Source organism: Vagococcus sp. 211 (genome assembly GCF_056322705.1).
Genome location: NZ_CM150475.1, coordinates 45,331 through 60,666, shown reverse-complemented (window position 1 = coordinate 60,666; position 15,336 = coordinate 45,331). Strand labels below are relative to the sequence as shown.

16 protein-coding genes are annotated in these 15,336 nt (G+C 37.7%); 4 read left to right on the top strand and 12 right to left on the bottom strand.

Translation table 11 applies throughout. From position 1 onward, the window contains the following. Positions 1–24: 24 nt before the first annotated feature. The 3 genes from ACVWM0_RS00400 to ACVWM0_RS00390 are packed head-to-tail and all read right to left on the bottom strand — an operon-like array spanning position 25 to position 2,622. Entirely contained in the window at positions 25–987 is a 963-nt protein-coding gene (locus tag ACVWM0_RS00400) for a metal ABC transporter solute-binding protein, Zn/Mn family (protein ID WP_476472682.1), read from the bottom strand. Beyond that, positions 974–1,831, bottom strand: coding sequence for a metal ABC transporter permease (locus tag ACVWM0_RS00395; protein ID WP_476472681.1), 858 nt, complete (start codon positions 1,829–1,831; stop codon positions 974–976). Before ACVWM0_RS00395 ends, ACVWM0_RS00400 begins: the two co-directional genes overlap by 14 nt. Then, complete coding sequence (locus ACVWM0_RS00390) at positions 1,828–2,622, bottom strand: metal ABC transporter ATP-binding protein (protein ID WP_476472680.1); 795 nt, start codon at positions 2,620–2,622, stop codon at positions 1,828–1,830. The genes ACVWM0_RS00395 and ACVWM0_RS00390 overlap by 4 nt, the downstream gene beginning before the upstream one ends. Positions 2,623–2,929: 307 nt before the next feature. Between ACVWM0_RS00390 and ACVWM0_RS00385 the strand changes: the two genes are divergently transcribed. Next, the gene (locus tag ACVWM0_RS00385) at positions 2,930–3,586 is read left to right on the top strand and encodes a helix-turn-helix transcriptional regulator (RefSeq protein ID WP_476472679.1); all 657 of its coding nucleotides are present in this window, start codon (positions 2,930–2,932) and stop codon (positions 3,584–3,586) included. A gap of 124 nt (positions 3,587–3,710) precedes the next feature. Here the strand turns inward: ACVWM0_RS00385 and ACVWM0_RS00380 are convergent, their stop codons facing one another. Genes ACVWM0_RS00380 through ACVWM0_RS00370 form a run of 3 tightly spaced genes read right to left on the bottom strand, consistent with a single transcriptional unit; the run spans position 3,711 to position 6,852 of the window. Continuing rightward, positions 3,711–5,123, bottom strand: coding sequence for a cation:dicarboxylate symporter family transporter (locus ACVWM0_RS00380; protein ID WP_476472678.1), 1,413 nt, complete (start codon positions 5,121–5,123; stop codon positions 3,711–3,713). Between the two features lie 14 nt (positions 5,124–5,137). Next, a complete protein-coding gene (locus ACVWM0_RS00375) occupies positions 5,138–6,472 on the bottom strand; it encodes a CoA-disulfide reductase (RefSeq protein ID WP_476472677.1) in 1,335 nt (444 codons plus the stop codon). Positions 6,473–6,492: 20 nt separating this feature from the next. Further along, positions 6,493–6,852, bottom strand: a complete 360-nt coding sequence (locus tag ACVWM0_RS00370) for a Rid family detoxifying hydrolase (protein WP_476472676.1) — start codon at positions 6,850–6,852, stop codon at positions 6,493–6,495. Positions 6,853–7,188: 336 nt separating this feature from the next. Between ACVWM0_RS00370 and ACVWM0_RS00365 the strand changes: the two genes are divergently transcribed. Then, positions 7,189–8,322, top strand: coding sequence for a trans-sulfuration enzyme family protein (locus tag ACVWM0_RS00365; protein ID WP_476472675.1), 1,134 nt, complete (start codon positions 7,189–7,191; stop codon positions 8,320–8,322). Positions 8,323–8,489: 167 nt separating this feature from the next. Here ACVWM0_RS00365 and ACVWM0_RS00360 read toward each other — a convergent pair whose 3' ends face one another. The 3 genes from ACVWM0_RS00360 to ACVWM0_RS00350 form a co-directional block, all read right to left on the bottom strand. Beyond that, positions 8,490–9,470, bottom strand: coding sequence for a hypothetical protein (locus tag ACVWM0_RS00360; protein WP_476472674.1), 981 nt, complete (start codon positions 9,468–9,470; stop codon positions 8,490–8,492). 150 nt (positions 9,471–9,620) lie between these two features. After that, the gene (locus ACVWM0_RS00355; protein ID WP_476472673.1) at positions 9,621–10,160 is read right to left on the bottom strand and encodes a hypothetical protein; all 540 of its coding nucleotides are present in this window, start codon (positions 10,158–10,160) and stop codon (positions 9,621–9,623) included. Positions 10,161–10,252: 92 nt separating this feature from the next. Continuing rightward, positions 10,253–10,552, bottom strand: coding sequence for a nucleotide pyrophosphohydrolase (locus ACVWM0_RS00350; protein ID WP_476473713.1), 300 nt, complete (start codon positions 10,550–10,552; stop codon positions 10,253–10,255). A 188-nt stretch (positions 10,553–10,740) separates the two neighbouring features. Here ACVWM0_RS00350 and ACVWM0_RS00345 point away from each other — a divergent pair, with 188 nt between their 5' ends. Next, positions 10,741–11,004, top strand: a complete 264-nt coding sequence (locus tag ACVWM0_RS00345; protein ID WP_476473712.1) for a SemiSWEET family transporter — start codon at positions 10,741–10,743, stop codon at positions 11,002–11,004. 200 nt (positions 11,005–11,204) lie between these two features. Here ACVWM0_RS00345 and ACVWM0_RS00340 read toward each other — a convergent pair whose 3' ends face one another. Both ACVWM0_RS00340 and ACVWM0_RS00335 read right to left on the bottom strand, forming a co-directional pair. Next, positions 11,205–11,966, bottom strand: a complete 762-nt coding sequence (locus ACVWM0_RS00340; RefSeq protein WP_476472672.1) for a helix-turn-helix domain-containing protein — start codon at positions 11,964–11,966, stop codon at positions 11,205–11,207. Positions 11,967–12,117: 151 nt separating this feature from the next. Further along, positions 12,118–13,617: an MDR family MFS transporter gene (locus ACVWM0_RS00335; RefSeq protein ID WP_476472671.1), complete on the bottom strand. Its 1,500-nt coding sequence runs from the start codon at positions 13,615–13,617 to the stop codon at positions 12,118–12,120. A gap of 141 nt (positions 13,618–13,758) precedes the next feature. Here ACVWM0_RS00335 and ACVWM0_RS00330 point away from each other — a divergent pair, with 141 nt between their 5' ends. Further along, the gene (locus ACVWM0_RS00330; RefSeq protein WP_476472670.1) at positions 13,759–14,337 is read left to right on the top strand and encodes a TetR/AcrR family transcriptional regulator; all 579 of its coding nucleotides are present in this window, start codon (positions 13,759–13,761) and stop codon (positions 14,335–14,337) included. Positions 14,338–14,376: 39 nt separating this feature from the next. Here ACVWM0_RS00330 and ACVWM0_RS00325 read toward each other — a convergent pair whose 3' ends face one another. Then, the gene (locus tag ACVWM0_RS00325) at positions 14,377–15,333 is read right to left on the bottom strand and encodes a tRNA dihydrouridine synthase (RefSeq protein ID WP_476472669.1); all 957 of its coding nucleotides are present in this window, start codon (positions 15,331–15,333) and stop codon (positions 14,377–14,379) included. Positions 15,334–15,336: the final 3 nt, after the last annotated feature.

The window sequence follows — 15,336 nt, the reverse complement described above, 5'->3', positions numbered from 1 at the left end:
GATGCTTCAAGAGTGGTTTAGTGTTTATTTTAATTGACTTAGAATACCATCATGAATATTCTCAATGTTTGATTTTAAGAAGCCTGTATATGTCTCCCCTTCAGTACCAGGTTTTCCTAATTCATCTGAATAAATCGTATCCACGATTGGAATCCCTGTTTCTTTAGAAACAGTTTCCATTGGGCGTTTGTCAACATTAGATTCAACAAATAATGCTTTCACATCATTTTTCTCAATGAATGAAATCAATCCTTTGATTTGATCTGGCGTACCATTTTCTTCTGTATCAATTTCCCATAAGTAACCTTCTTTAATCCCGTAGTCAGCTGCCATGTATTGATACGCATGCTCACTTGTCACTAGAATGCGGTTAGCTTCTGGAATATCATTGATTTTTTCTTCGTACTCTTTGTCTATATCTTCTAATTCAGCTAAGAATTTTTTGGCATTTTCTTCGTATGTTGCTTTATTCTCTGGGTCTTTTTCAATCAACGCTTGTTCCACGTTCTTCACCATAATCATCCCTACTTTAGGTGATAAAAAGGCATGGGGGTTCACTTCTTCTTCTTTACCATCTTCAGATGTTAAATACATCGGTTTAACCCCACCCATAATCTCATGAATGTTCTCATCTTTTTGTTTCACTGTGGTCATAAGTTTGAAGAACCATCCCGCTTCTCCACCTTCTAAATTCAACCCACTGTATAGTAATAAGTCAGCATCTGTGGCTTTTTTGATATCTTCTGGTAAAGGCTCATACTCATGAGGATCCGTTCCAATTGGTACCATACTATGAACATCAACTAAGTCCCCACCTAGTTCTAACACAATATCATGAATAATCGAAAAAGAGGTAACAACAGCTAATTTGTCTGTTCCTTCTGTTCCTTTTTCCGTCTCATTGCTTGCTTTACTTCCACAAGCCCCTAAAACAACCATCAAACTGATCGCTAATAAACTAAAAACAATTCCTTTAACCTTCTTCATGTACCATAACCTCTTTCTTTTTAAATACTATCCCTTGTTTTGGTGCAAAGATAAACGCTAAAACAAAGAAAAACGCGGCTGTTAAAACAATGGTTGCTCCTGATGGGTAGTTAAAATTATAACTAAACATCAAGCCTATCACAGCACTGACCATACCAATTAATGACGCTAGCATGATCATTGTTTTAAATCTGTTTGTTAATAAATAGGCTGTCGCAGCTGGTGTCACTAAAAGTGCTACTACTAAAATAGTTCCAATGGTTTGTAAAGACGTCACTGCTACCAGTGTTAAAGCAAACATCAAACCATAATGAATGAGTCTAACCTTCAATCCATAAGCTTCCGCCATGGTTGGATCAAAAGAGCTGACAAGTAATTCTTTGTAAAAGAGAACCACAAAAAGCAACACGCCAATGGCTACAATAGCGGTCATAATAATGTCACTCTCACGAACAGCCAGTACGTTACCAAACAGAATACTAGTCAAATCCGTTGAAGACTGAGCTTTACTGATTAAAATAATCCCTAAAGCAAAGAAAGAACTGAACACAATCCCAATCGACGTGTCACTTTTTAATTTGCTTTTTTGTTGCACCACTCCAATTAGCGCGGCAGCAGCAAGACCAAATACTGACGCTCCGATGATATAGTTCGTTCCCATCATATAAGAGACTGCCACACCTGGTAACACCGCATGAGACAAGGCATCTCCCATGAGAGACATCCCTCTTAATACGATAAAGCTACCGATAACACCCGCTACCAAGCCAACAATGACACTGGTGATTAGCGCGTTTTGTAAAAATTCATACTGCATTAATCCTTCGATAAAGTTTGAAATCATCCTTCATCCACTCCCCTTACTAAGATATTCCCCATTGTTTGACCAAATGCTTCTTGCATGTTTTTAGTCGTAAAGGTATCTTTCACAGGGCCATATGCTACAATCCCATGATTGACAATGATTAACTCATCAAAATATTCTGTTACCTTGTGTAGGTCATGATGAACAATCATAATGGTTTTTCCCATCTCTTTCAAAGCTTTAAGTAAATCAACAATGACTTTTTCACTCGTCATATCAATTCCTACAAATGGCTCATCAAGTAAAATAATATCTGCTTCCTGAGCAAGGGCTCTCGCGATAAAGACACGTTGTAATTGTCCACCAGATAACTCCCCAATTTGTCGTTTGCTGAACGCAGTCATTTGTACAGCTTCTAAACTTTCTTTGACTTTGTCTTTCTCTTTTTTTCTAGGGCGTTTGAATAATCCCAACCTAGGATAGGTTCCTAATAACACCACTTCTTCCACAGTAATAGGAAACGTTAGATCGATCGCGCTTCGTTGTTCCACATAAGCAATTTGTTTACGTACCTGGTCAATTGGCATATCCCCTACTAGACTCGTCCCACTATCTGCTTTAACTAGACCCATCATTCCTTTTAATAGAGTAGATTTACCTGCCCCATTTGGACCGATAATACCTGTGATGGCTCCTGGTGCAACTTCCAGACTCGCTTCCTTTAAAGCAACTTTCCCCTGGTAAGAGACCGTTAAATCTTTAACATGTATAGGAACATTCAACAAGCTATCTTCTTGAATGCTTAAATTTATTTTTTCAATGGCTTCCATACAACCACTCCTTAACTCTCAGGTTTTTAGGCTCACCTAAATTCATTATTAGTCTAACAAAGAAAAACACGTAGGTCAAGAGACTTGTTTGAAATATCTAATCGTATCAAGGGTTTCACAACACCATTCTCTTCTTTTTTATTTGTTTAGGTAATGAAAATCATTATCAACTAGGGCTTTATTCCTTCTTTTTCACCTCTTATTCTTTTTTATCCCCTTCATTTTTTTATGTTTTAAAAATATTATTTCTCGTTCCTCCTCCTTTATGATATTCTATTGCTATGATAATAAATTATTAGGAGACATTATGGAAAAAACAAAATTAGCTTTTTACAAAAGCCTCACTCACTTTCTTGGAAAATCCCTTGGAGAAAACTATGAAATTATTTTGCACGTCCTAGACGCCGATAATTTTCATATCGCAGAAATCGAGAATAGCCACATCAGTGGACGAAGTTGTCAATCACCTATTACAGGCTTCGCCCTCGAGCTTATCCAATCACAACAACATTTAACCAAAGATTTTATCGTTAACTATAAGGCTCAAACCGTTAATGGTAAACGATTGAGAGGTTCTACCTTCTTCTTAAAAGATGAACATGGGGATTTAGAAGGAATGCTGTGTATCAATCAAGACATTAGCCATTACGAAGAATTATCTAGAGAAATCCTTTCTTTAGTCGGATTAACCCAGCCTTCCCCTTCTGAATTTAGAGAAGACGACGCTCACAGAGTAGACTCTGTTGAAATACTGGAAGAATCCATTGAAGATATTATCCACTCCATTGTGTCGCCTGAACTATTGGAGAAAGACATTATCTTGAGTAAAGAATTGAAGTTAGACATCATTCGACAATTGAACGAAAAAGGCGTATTCCAAATTAAAGGTGCGGTTGCAAGGGTAGCGGATATTTTGAATATTTCAGAACCTAGCGTGTACAGGTACATTAAAATCGTTAATTAAAAAACCTAACTCAGAGAAGCTCTTAGCTTCTCTATTTTTATAAACAAAAACAGAGACAACCGGAGTCATCTCTGTTTCATCGCATGTTTATTTTTTTATTTCTATTAGTTACTAATAGAAGGAGTTATTCTTTCGCTTCGACTAATGGTTTGTTAAAGGCTTCCTTATCAAAAGTCCCTTCCCATTTATCTACTGCAATCGCTGATACCATAGAGCCTGCTACGTTTAACATCGTACGACCCATATCGATGATTGGATCAATCCCGAAGATAGCACCAATGCTTGAAATCGTATGACCATAGCCTAAACCATTCAGTGTGACAGTTGCTGCAACCGTTGCTGTTCCAGGAACACCAGCAATTCCGATAGAGCCAACTGTTACCACTACAACTACTAATACGTAGAATGAGAAAGTCATTTCAGCACCTGAAGCTGCTGCGATTAACGTTCCTAGCATAGCTGGGAATACTCCCGCACACCCGTTCATACCCACAGATGTTCCTAATGTCCCAACAAAGTTAGCTGTTTCACCCGATACACCCATATCGTCTTCTAATGTTTTCAATGTGTAAGGTAATGTCCCAACACTTGAACGAGAAGAGAAGGCGAATAATAATGTCGTAAAGGCTTTTTTGTAGAAAGTTAATGGGTTAACACCTAGGATAACTAGGATAACCACATACACAAGTAACATGATTAAAACACCTGTATATAGTGCTGCGATGAATCCTAGCATCCCCATGATTGCTTGCACACCATTAGAGATAATGGTGTTACTCACTAAAGCAACCACACCGTAAGGCATCATTTTGATAATGTTTGTTAACACAGAGTTAACTGTCACACGTAATGAATCAAGTAGTGTCACAAATGGTGCGACTTGATCTGGTTTCTTCACCTTCAAGAAACGAATCGCGCTGGCGAATAATGCTGCAACAATAACAACAGAGACAATGCTTCCGTTATCCCCCATCACGTGGATAATATTGTTCGGCACTAAATTAACAAAGAATTCCGGGAAACTTTGAGAGGCAATATCACTCATACGATCCACTTTTGCATCGGCTAAATCAGCCGCAAAATCTACTGCATTCAGGTTGTATAATTTAACTACCATGATCCCAACAAATGCTGAAATCGCTGTTGTACCTAGTAATGTCGCAAAGGTTTTACCTGTTAGAGATTTAATTCTATCTCCTTGAACATCCACAACGACTTTAATAATTGATAAGAACACAACAGGGACTGCTAATAATTGAACCAGCTTCAAGAACCCAGAACCAACTAAGTCATACCATACCGCGATTTCTCCACGAGCATGATCCACATAAAGGGCACTCTGACTACCAACTAAATCAATACCAATACCTAAAGTCAAACCAATAACCAAGGCAATAATCATTCGTTTAGAGAAACTAACTTTCTTTTCTTTTAATGATTTTAAAACAAAAATAGCTGCAACTAATAACATAATAGCAATAACAGTGTAAAAATTACTTACTTTTAAAAACTGTTCAAAAAATGGTGATTCTATCATTTTTCCATCTCCTTTTATTTAGCTGTATTAGCAGCCACATTGATTGCTTCCCATGTTGAAGCAAAAGGTGGTGCGTACGCATAATCCACAAACCCTAACTCTGTTGTTGTTAATCCTGCATGAACTGCCGTAGCCAGTCCTGTTGCTCTTAACACTGTTTCATTTTTACCAAATAACTGAGCCCCATATAATACAAACGTTTCTGCATCATAGACTAATTTAATCGTAATTTTTTCCTGTACTGTATAGTAATTTGAATGATTGTTCGTTTCAATACAAGTTGTTTTAACGTTCATGTCCAATGCTTTCGCTTGTTTTTCTGTTAGGCCTGTACTCGCTGCTTCGTATTGCCCTGCTTTAATCGCACTGCTTCCTAAAGCACCAACGTAAGCCATTCTATTTTCTGGAGCAACGGCAATGTTTGTCCCGATAATACGGCCCATTTTGTTCGCAACCGTTGCTAGTGGAATGTACATTGTCCCAGCTAAACGATGTGGTACTGTGGCACAATCTCCTGCAGCAAAGACATCAGGCATCGATGTACAACCATACTCATCAATGACAATGGCACCATTTCTAAGCGTCTCTAACTGACCATTTAAAAAGGCAGTGTTTGGTCTAAAACCAACTGCGACAATGACTGCGTCCGCTTCATATTCTCCCTTATCCGTTTTAACAGATGTCACTTTACCATCCGTTGTCACAAACTCTTGCGCACGTTCTGATAGGTTAATAGCAACCCCTTCTTCACGTACAGCTTCGGTAATTTTATCTGAAAATTCAGGATCAAAAGGACCACCCATAATGACTTGGTCAGCTTCAATAACGGTCACCGTTTTACCTTGTAAAGCTAATTGATCCGCTACTTCAATCCCGATAAACCCGCCACCAATAACCACCACATTCTGATACTCTGGTAAAGCCGCTTTTAGTTCCATTACACGTTGTGGTTTAGTCACTGTGTAAACATTCTCAGAATCAATGCCTGGAATCGGTGGCACAATAGGTGTTGCCCCAGTCGCTAGCATCAAACGATCGTATCTTTTGGTAACTGTCGTGTCTTCTTCTAAGTGAGTCATCGTAATCTCTTTTGTTTCAAAATCAATGTTTGTTACTTCATGTCCTAACATTAGATTAATGCCTGACGCACTCATTTGTTCGGGAGTTCTAGCAAACATCTCTTGCTCATCTTCGAACTGATTCCCTAGATAGTAAGGTAAACCACATGCACCAAATGACACATAATTTTCTTTTTCTATCACTGTCACCGTTGCTTCTTTGTTTGTACGAGCCGCTTTAGCTGCAACACTCATGCCTGCAGCAATTCCTCCAATAACAACAATTTCCATCGTTTCGTAACCTCCTCTGTTTATTTTTGGATAATAAATTCAATTTCGACTAAAGCATCTTTAGGTAATCTTGCTACTTGGAAAGCAGAACGCGCTGGGAATTCCGTTTTAAAGTAAGTGCCATACACTTCATTAAACACGCCAAAATTAGCTAAATCACTTAAAAAACACGTTGTTTTAACCACTTGATTAAAAGAAGCCCCTACTTCTTCTAATACTAAGGCCATGTTTTCCATGACTTGTGTGATTTGACCTTTAAAATCAACAGCGTCAATCTCACCGGTTTCACCATTCACTGGTAATTGCCCCGAAACAAAAATCAATCCCCCTGCTTCTCTGTATGTTGCATAAGGTCCAATCGCTGCTGGTAATTTACTCATGTATCCATCTCCTATTATAATATTTGTTTTTTCAATAATCATTTATAGCACCAAGATTGATAATTTTTTATCAAAAACAATCTACAGTCAAAAAATACCATATTTTAAAAACGGAGTCAATGTTTTTTTTATTGTGTTTTTTACTCAATAAACATTATCAATACGTCATTTGTAGGTTTGCGTCTTGTTTTATATTTACATTAAAAATAAATGATAATTTTTTATCATAATATAGTTGACAACCCTTTCATATTCATGTTACGTTCTAAACGATAGGTTTTTATTTTTATGATAATTAATTATATTAATATTCTAAATACCACGGAGGCTTTACTTATGAAAACAAACACTAAATTATTACACGCTTATTCAGTAATAGACAAAGCAACAGGGGCATCATCTATCCCTAAGTATCAAGCATCTACTTTCCATCAGACAGACGTTTTTAATCACACAGGACACAACTACACACGTTTTGGTAACCCCACTGTTGACGCTACAGAGGAATGCATCGCTATGTTAGAAGAAGCCAAACACGGCTTAGCTTTTGGTTCAGGCATGGCGGCTATTAATGCCGTATTGTTCCTATTATCTAGTGGCGATCATTTGGTTTTAGGTAAAAACATTTACGGTGGAACTTTCCAGACCATTTCTGAGTTCTTATCTCGTTTTGGTGTGGAGCATACTTTTGTGGATGAATCAGTGGTTGAAGAATGGGAAAACGCCATCCAACCTAACACCAAAATGTTCTATCTTGAATCACCTTCTAACCCTTTACTAACTATTACTGATTTAGAAGCCGTAGCAAGCATTGCCAAACAACATGATATCTTAACAGCTTGTGACAATACATTTATGACTCCTTTATCACAGCAACCATTAGCTCTTGGTATAGACATTGCTATCCACAGTGCTACTAAATTTATCAACGGGCACAGCGATATTGTAGCAGGATTACTTGCTACAAACGATGATGCTTTACATGATCAATTAAAAATCCACCAAAAAGCATTAGGGGGCGTCTTAGGAGTGGAAGACGCATGGCTATTGCTTCGCGGAGTTAAAACCATGGGACTAAGAATGGAAAAATCCATCAAAAATGCCGGTGAAATCGCCCGCTTTTTAGAGACCAAGGAACAAGTAACAACCGTTTATTATCCAGGACTTGCTTCTCATCCTAATCATGACGTACATATGAAACAAGCAAAAGATGGAGGGGCTGTTCTCTCATTTGAATTAGCTTCTGAAGAACTCGTAGCTAAACTATTCCACGAATGCACCGTACCCATTGTAGCAGTCAGTTTAGGTGGGGTGGAATCGATTCTATCTTACCCATGGAACATGTCTCATGCCTGTATGCCAGAAGAAGAACGCTTAAAAATGGGTGTTACCCCGACTTTAGTTCGTCTATCATGTGGTATTGAAGATCACGAAGACTTGATTGCAGATTTAGAGCACTGTCTCCAATAAAATAAAACGATCCTTCTGACTAAGTCAGGAGGATTTTTTTCCAATGATAGCAAGAAAAAAGCCCTAAATCCATAAAAGGTTTAGGGCTTCATTTATGATGCTTTTCGTTCTACTACTTTTTTCTCAACGAATGAGTCCGTTGCTTTCCTCTTTGATAACTATAGCTTTTACTGATCGATCGATTTTACAAGGACTGAAGGAATAGTAATGCTTCCTCCCATGGTTGATTTATACGTCAGTAATCCCATCGACATACCTGAAATAGTAACATAATCATCTTCTAATATCCTAGAACTGACTGCATCGCTACTATACTCTGCGTATAATACCGTATCATAATTACCATCTACGGCTAATCGAATTTGTGTGCTGTCATCGTCTTCCATCACTTGGATTACTTTCCCTGAAAATTTTACCTTTTTAAACTCATAATCATCCGGTGTTCTTGCTAATTGGTCATAAGTAATTCCTGTATCATAACCCCTAGCTTCCTCTTCTTTTTTACGTTGTGCTTCTTCTTCATCTTTCTTACGCTTTTCTTCTGCTTCTTTTTCTTTTTGTTTCTTCTCTTCTTCTGCTTTTTTAGCCTCTTTTTTCAATTCAGAAATACGATGTTCTAAGTCAGTTAATTCAACTACATTAACCAATTCTTTTTGTTCTTTAGATAAAGCATCATATAATTTTTTTACAGCTGTCACTTTATCTTCTTCTTTTAACGTAATATCTGATTTGCTTGGTAATCCTTGTATTTCTTTAGTGACTTTCTCCGCAGCTTTGGCATCTGAGATTCGTTTTTTGGCATCTGCTTCTGATAATGACTCGTAAGGCTTCATTTTTGCTTTGTACTCAGCATAGTCACTAGTCAACTCTTCCAGTGACTCCTCTTTTTCATTATAAGCCACTACCAAATCCTTATTTTCTGTATGCAATGTGTTAACATCACTCACTAAGTTATTATATCCTGAAATATAGGCAACTAACACTAAGTGGAAGATACATAAACTAACCGTAATAATTCCTTTAACAATCTTATGAAACTCTGTATATCTCCACATCAAATACAACCCTAAAGGAAAAAAAACAACCAACGCAACAATAATCCCTTCCGTTTTTTTAAACCACGCCAACTTCTCCATCAACTTCTCCATATAAAACCCTCCAATAAAATAACGAAACTTTTTAAACAACAGAGCATATAATATCACATAAAACACTTCATTTAAATAATATAAGGCAACTTAATAATAATAAATAAAAAAACACCCTGCTAGATTTTTTCTAGTAGAGTGCTCATTTTATTATGCTTTTCGTTCAAATACTTTTTTCTCAGTTAATGGGTACGTTGATGAAGCAATATTATCAGCTTCTAGTGCCTCTTCAAAATCTTCAATACTTAGATCAATTTTACGAGATAAATCAAACACAATGTGTAAGACATCATGGAAATACATCGAGTTCCCTTGTTCAAAGTAAGCTTTGTACTCAGGCGATGTATTCTCGTGACCTGTTTCAGCTTGGTATTTTTTGGCTTCTTCTAAATAATAATTGAAGTACTCACGGGTATAATCAGCAAAATGATTAAATATATTAATCGCTAAATCTAGGTCATGGTGCCATGCATCATAATTTTTCTTAGCTAGACCATCCTTCACTTCAATCAATTCAAATTGGTCATTACGAATGTATTGGGTAATTAACATCTCAATATTTAAACTAATACCCGTATAAGAAACATCATCAAAATCGAACTGCTTCATGGCTTCTAATTCTGCTCTCAAACTATCTGGTGTAAATTGACGATTTTCCATACTTTTATAGACTTTTCGTTGTTGGAACATCTTTTTCCCTCCAATAAATTATATGATTGAACTCTCTCTTAGTATAAACGATTTTTATAGGAGTTTCTATTTAAAATACCCTTAATGAGCATTTATTCATTGATAGGATATTTCACCGCGTTCTTCATTAATTTTTTCTCAATGATGTCATCAATATCAAATCCTAAATTATCGGCCATCATATAAGAATAAATCAGCACATCCGCTAATTCTTCCTCCAACCGTTCCAGGTCTTTTGGGGTTTCTTTTGCTTCATCTGACGTACGCCATTGAAACAACTCTAACAATTCATTTGCCTCTAAAGAAATTGAAATAGCTAAATCTTTTTCCTTATGAAACTGACGCCAGTTCCGCTCATCTCTGAATTGGTTCACTCGGTCCATTGATGTCATCATAATCAATCTCTCCTCCATATGTCATCTATCCTTATTATATCAGATTGTTTTCATCTAGTAGCTTATTTTCTGTTTAGACCAGTTAATCTTCTTAAATTTCAGTCAGTTTAAATCAATAAAAAATGAACAATATGTTGTATAATGTAATTATAAATAGTTATTTATATCTGTATTAAGGAGGGAGTATCATGAAAAAAAGAATCAATCAGCTCGTTGGCTCAATCGGTGCAGTCATCGGTGTCCTTGTATTCATTGCTTATATTCCACAAATCATTTCTAATTTACAAGGCGTTAAAAGTCAGCCTTGGCAGCCACTTTTTGCCTCTATTTCATGTCTTATTTGGGTCATATACGGAGCAACCAAAGAACCAAAAAAAGATGTTATTTTGATTATCCCCAATGTCGCAGGTGTTATTTTAGGATTTATAACCTTTTTGACTTCCTTTTAATAAACAAAAAAAAGACCCTAGTTTTCCGACTAGGGTCTAAAAAGGAGTTGTTTTATCTACTTTGGAGGAGTAAATAAAATGAAAAAGTTTGTTTGGGTTGTTTTGTTGGTATACCTATATAATAGTTTGAAATTATGACGAAAGTGTGTTCAAAACTGTTGGTTTTTATGAACGTTATTCTAAGAAATAATTAAGACGTATCATCCTTTGTGCCTTGTGATAATCTCTTGGCGCTTCATTAATGTGTGATCGATCATCTCTTGATATTCCTCTTCATACTTCTCCATATACCCTGTAATAAATTCCTTTTCAGATTCTGACCATTCCGTGTTGTTAGTCACCAGCTCTTGGTTCTTATTCACTGTTACTTTTGCAAAATGTGTCACGTCTTTATCATTGGATTTAGCCATCACCAACTCAATGTGATTCTCATCTGTCACATCGATCACCAATTTATCTTTTCTAGTGATAATGTTTACTTTTTGTTCTTTTAAAGGAACCCCTGTTAATCCTGTTGGTAGAATATAAGTGTAGTAATTCATCTCACCTTCTAATAAGTCATAGCCATTACTATCCCATTGAGCTTGTCCTTCCTGATTGACCTTCCAACCATACGCCTCAAGGTTCGTACGGTACCGGTTCTCCTTCACACGCAAGGTGATATTGGTCCCCACATACATCACACATAATACGCTAATCATTATCAGAACACCTTTATAGTACCGGTTCATTTTCATTTTCTTTGTCACATTTTTTGTCATCTCTTTGTCCTCCCTTAGTAATCGGTCGAGAGATATGTTGAATAAGTCGCTAATCGCGACAATGGTTTCTAAATCAGGATAATTACGCCCCACTTCCCAACTTGAGACCGCAGAACGAGACACATTTAATAATGTTGCAACCTGTTCTTGAGTCCAGCCCTTTATGAGTCGTTGTTCTTTAATTTTATCGCCAATATTCATGCCATCACCTCTCCCTTTTACTATAAGTCAAGACGCTTCAAAAGAGCGAGCCACCAATCGTATCTTGCCTTGTTTTTCTCTGACACTAAATGTATCATGCTCTTTTAAGCCCCGTCAAGACTACCAAAGACCAAACAACAAGCACCAAAATTTATGCCTCTTCTTTCGGTACTTTGAGGAAGAACGTCACAATTAAGCCTAATACTGCAAAGGATAAACCAATCGTGAAAGAAACCCTGAAACCAGACATAGATGCCTCTCTTACTTGTGTCATAAACGCCTCTGGATTACTTGTCTGTAACGCAGCACTTGGCATGTTTTTATTGATGACATTTTGAGTCACAGAGGTTAATAAAGCCACCACGATAGAAGACGATATTTGTCTAATGGTGTTATTGGCCGCTGTGCCATGTGTGGTTCGATCATCTGATAACACAGACATAGCAAACGTTGTCACAGGCATCATAATTAAACCCACACCAGCCATTCGGACGGTGTACATCACCACGATTAAGGTTTGAGACGTGGTCGGTGTCAAGTACACAAAAGGCACACTACCAATAATCAAGATCGTAAACCCAATTAAGGCCAGCGCTTTGACGCCGATTTTATTATAAAGAACCCCCGAAATCGGTGAAATAATCCCTAAAATCAAAGCACCCCCTAATAAAATCATCCCCGATTCAAGAGGCGTATGGCCGTTAACATTTTGTAAATAAGTGGGTAACATCATTTCAACACCAAACATGGCCATCGTCACAAGCATCAATAGAATCGTTGCCATCGTGAATTCTTTTATCTTAAAGACACTCACATCAAGAAATGGCTCCTCTAATGTCAACTGACGTAACACAAAGACAATTAAGATTAAGACGCCAATGGTGCTTGGCAAGATGACATTCGTCACGTCTAACCAGCCCTTTGTTGCTACTTTCGTGAAACCATATAAAAATAACCCAAAACCAAAGACCGACAAGACTAAAGAGACCACATCTAATTTAGCTCGTTTGGTTGGAATAATGTCTTTCATTAAAAAGGGCGTTAATATAAGTGCTACAACCAAGACACCAATGGGAATGGTAAATAGGTTACGCCAAGAATTAGAAAAAGAAACACCTAAAATAGTATGAGGCTTGTCTAAAATCCAGCCAGAAAGCGTGGGCCCAATCGCTGGTGCCATACCGATAACTAAACCACTAAGTCCCATAGCCACCGCTCGTTTTTCTTTCGGGAAAATACTCAAGATCACAATTTGCATCAAAGGCATCATCATTCCTACTGCGACGGCCGCCAAGACACGGCCGATAATAAACATCCACCACATATCACCATCTGCTGGTGTCATGACGGTGACTATCAACCCTGATAATAACAAAGCATACGCAATTAAATGTAAGCGCCTTGTAGAAATACGTGTTGCTAAGTAAGCTGATAAAGGAACCATAATACCATTAGCAAGTAAAAACCACGTGGTTGCTTGTTGCGCGGTACTGATATCAATATCAAACTCTGTCATAAGCGTGGGTAAAGCTGTTCCAAGAGAGGTTTGCATCAATACCCCAGCAAACGTTGAGAGTAAAATCAAAAAGAGCACGCTCACTCTGTTGAATTCTTTCCCATGTACATCTATGTTTAATTTTCTTTCTGTCATTTGTTTCCTCCAATATCTTTTTTACAACTTTAAAACTATACTGGAAATCACTCATTCTGCCTAACACAAAATAAAGCAAGATGTCCTATTTGATACATCTCGTTTTATTTTGTATGATGAAAGCTCATAGGAGGAATGACCATGCCTTATATCAACAAAACGAACCATACAAGACAGACGATCATGACTGCATTCATTGCCTTGCTTAGTCAGCACCATTTCACAGATATCACCGTGGATGAATTGGCTCGTGAAGCTACTATTAGCCGCAGTAGTTTTTATCGTTACTTTGAAGATAAATACGCCGTCATTAACCAAATTGAAGATGATATCATTCATCACATTGAATGCTACTCTGAAAAAAGACGCCAACAAGCAAAAGACTCTCAGCGTTTAAGTATTCACCAAACCTCTAGCCTTCTTGAGTCATTACAAGAATACAAGCAAGCTATCCATGTGTTACTTGGAGAAAACGGGGATCCTTATTTTGAAATTAAATTACGACGCCAAATTTCTAAACGTTTTTTTGATCATCAAACACTCACGATTGAGGAAACACCAAGAAATCACTTAATCAAAGAATACCAAGCCTCTATTATGATTGATACATTCAAATATTGGTCCAGCGACCAGTGTGAGATGAGTGTCAAAGAGATGGTAGAAGTGCTACGTTCCATGTATCACGACGGCTTATTCCATGCTATTGCGACAGATAAATAAAAAGGACGACACGTTTTCATGTGTCGTCCTTTTTTGCCTTTATTGTTGAAACTCGGCCAAAATAGCCCGTACTTCATCTGTTGATTTTGTGTTCATTAATCTGACACGTAAATCACTCGCTCCTGGAAAGCCTTTAACATAAATCTTAAAGAAGCGGTGTAAGCCCACAATCGACCGTTGATTCAACTCCGCATACTTGTCTTGTAAGTCCAATTGAAGTTGTAATAAACCTAATAACTCACTCGCAGAATGCTCTCTTGGTTCCTTCTCAAACGCATAAGGGTTCTTAAAAATACCTCGACCAATCATGATACCGTCCACCCCATATTGTTCTGCTAAAGCTAAACCATGTTCACGGTCTAAAATATCCCCATTGATGGTGATCAACGTATTTGGTGCAACACGGTCACGTATGGCCATGACTTCTGGTATCATGTCCCAATGTGCCTCTACCTTACTCATCTCTTCTCGAGTACGTAGATGGATGGATAAATTCGCAATGTCTTGGCTTAAAATATGCGTCACCCACGCCTCCATCTCTGATAGCTCCTTAAAACCTAAGCGCGTCTTCACACTCACAGGTAATCCGCCCGCTTTGGCTGCTTCAATCAACTCAGCTGCTCTATCAGGACGTAAAATCAAGCCACTACCCTTACCACGTTCTGCCACGTTTGGCACAGGACATCCCATATTAATATCAATGCCCTTAAAGCCCATCTCTGCCAAACCAAGACTCATTTGTCTAAAGAAATCTGGGTTATCTCCCCAAATATGCGCCACAATCGGTTGTTCATCTTCTGTGAAGACCAAACGTCCTCTGACACTCTCAATCCCATCCGGATGACAGTAACTATCAGAATTCGTAAATTCTGTAAAGAACACGTCTGGTGCCCCTGCTTCTTTTACCACATGACGAAACACAACGTCTGTCACGTCTTCCATTGGTGCTAATACAAAAAAAGGCTTCGGTAACTCTGTCCAAAAATTCGTTGTCATCCT

Excerpts from the sequence above, each read along its gene's own strand:
- ACVWM0_RS00400 (WP_476472682.1), bottom strand. The coding sequence starts at position 987 with ATGAAGAAGGTTAAAGGAATTGTTTTTAGTTTATTAGCGATCAGTTTG.
- ACVWM0_RS00395 (WP_476472681.1), bottom strand. The coding sequence starts at position 1,831 with ATGATTTCAAACTTTATCGAAGGATTAATGCAGTATGAATTTTTACAA.
- ACVWM0_RS00390 (WP_476472680.1), bottom strand. The coding sequence starts at position 2,622 with ATGGAAGCCATTGAAAAAATAAATTTAAGCATTCAAGAAGATAGCTTG.
- ACVWM0_RS00385 (WP_476472679.1), top strand. The coding sequence starts at position 2,930 with ATGGAAAAAACAAAATTAGCTTTTTACAAAAGCCTCACTCACTTTCTT.
- ACVWM0_RS00380 (WP_476472678.1), bottom strand. The coding sequence starts at position 5,123 with ATGATAGAATCACCATTTTTTGAACAGTTTTTAAAAGTAAGTAATTTT.
- ACVWM0_RS00375 (WP_476472677.1), bottom strand. The coding sequence starts at position 6,472 with ATGGAAATTGTTGTTATTGGAGGAATTGCTGCAGGCATGAGTGTTGCA.
- ACVWM0_RS00370 (WP_476472676.1), bottom strand. The coding sequence starts at position 6,852 with ATGAGTAAATTACCAGCAGCGATTGGACCTTATGCAACATACAGAGAA.
- ACVWM0_RS00365 (WP_476472675.1), top strand. The coding sequence starts at position 7,189 with ATGAAAACAAACACTAAATTATTACACGCTTATTCAGTAATAGACAAA.
- ACVWM0_RS00360 (WP_476472674.1), bottom strand. The coding sequence starts at position 9,470 with ATGGAGAAGTTGATGGAGAAGTTGGCGTGGTTTAAAAAAACGGAAGGG.
- ACVWM0_RS00355 (WP_476472673.1), bottom strand. The coding sequence starts at position 10,160 with ATGTTCCAACAACGAAAAGTCTATAAAAGTATGGAAAATCGTCAATTT.
- ACVWM0_RS00350 (WP_476473713.1), bottom strand. The coding sequence starts at position 10,552 with ATGACATCAATGGACCGAGTGAACCAATTCAGAGATGAGCGGAACTGG.
- ACVWM0_RS00340 (WP_476472672.1), bottom strand. The coding sequence starts at position 11,966 with ATGAATATTGGCGATAAAATTAAAGAACAACGACTCATAAAGGGCTGG.
- ACVWM0_RS00335 (WP_476472671.1), bottom strand. The coding sequence starts at position 13,617 with ATGACAGAAAGAAAATTAAACATAGATGTACATGGGAAAGAATTCAAC.
- ACVWM0_RS00330 (WP_476472670.1), top strand. The coding sequence starts at position 13,759 with ATGCCTTATATCAACAAAACGAACCATACAAGACAGACGATCATGACT.
- ACVWM0_RS00325 (WP_476472669.1), bottom strand. The coding sequence starts at position 15,333 with ATGACAACGAATTTTTGGACAGAGTTACCGAAGCCTTTTTTTGTATTA.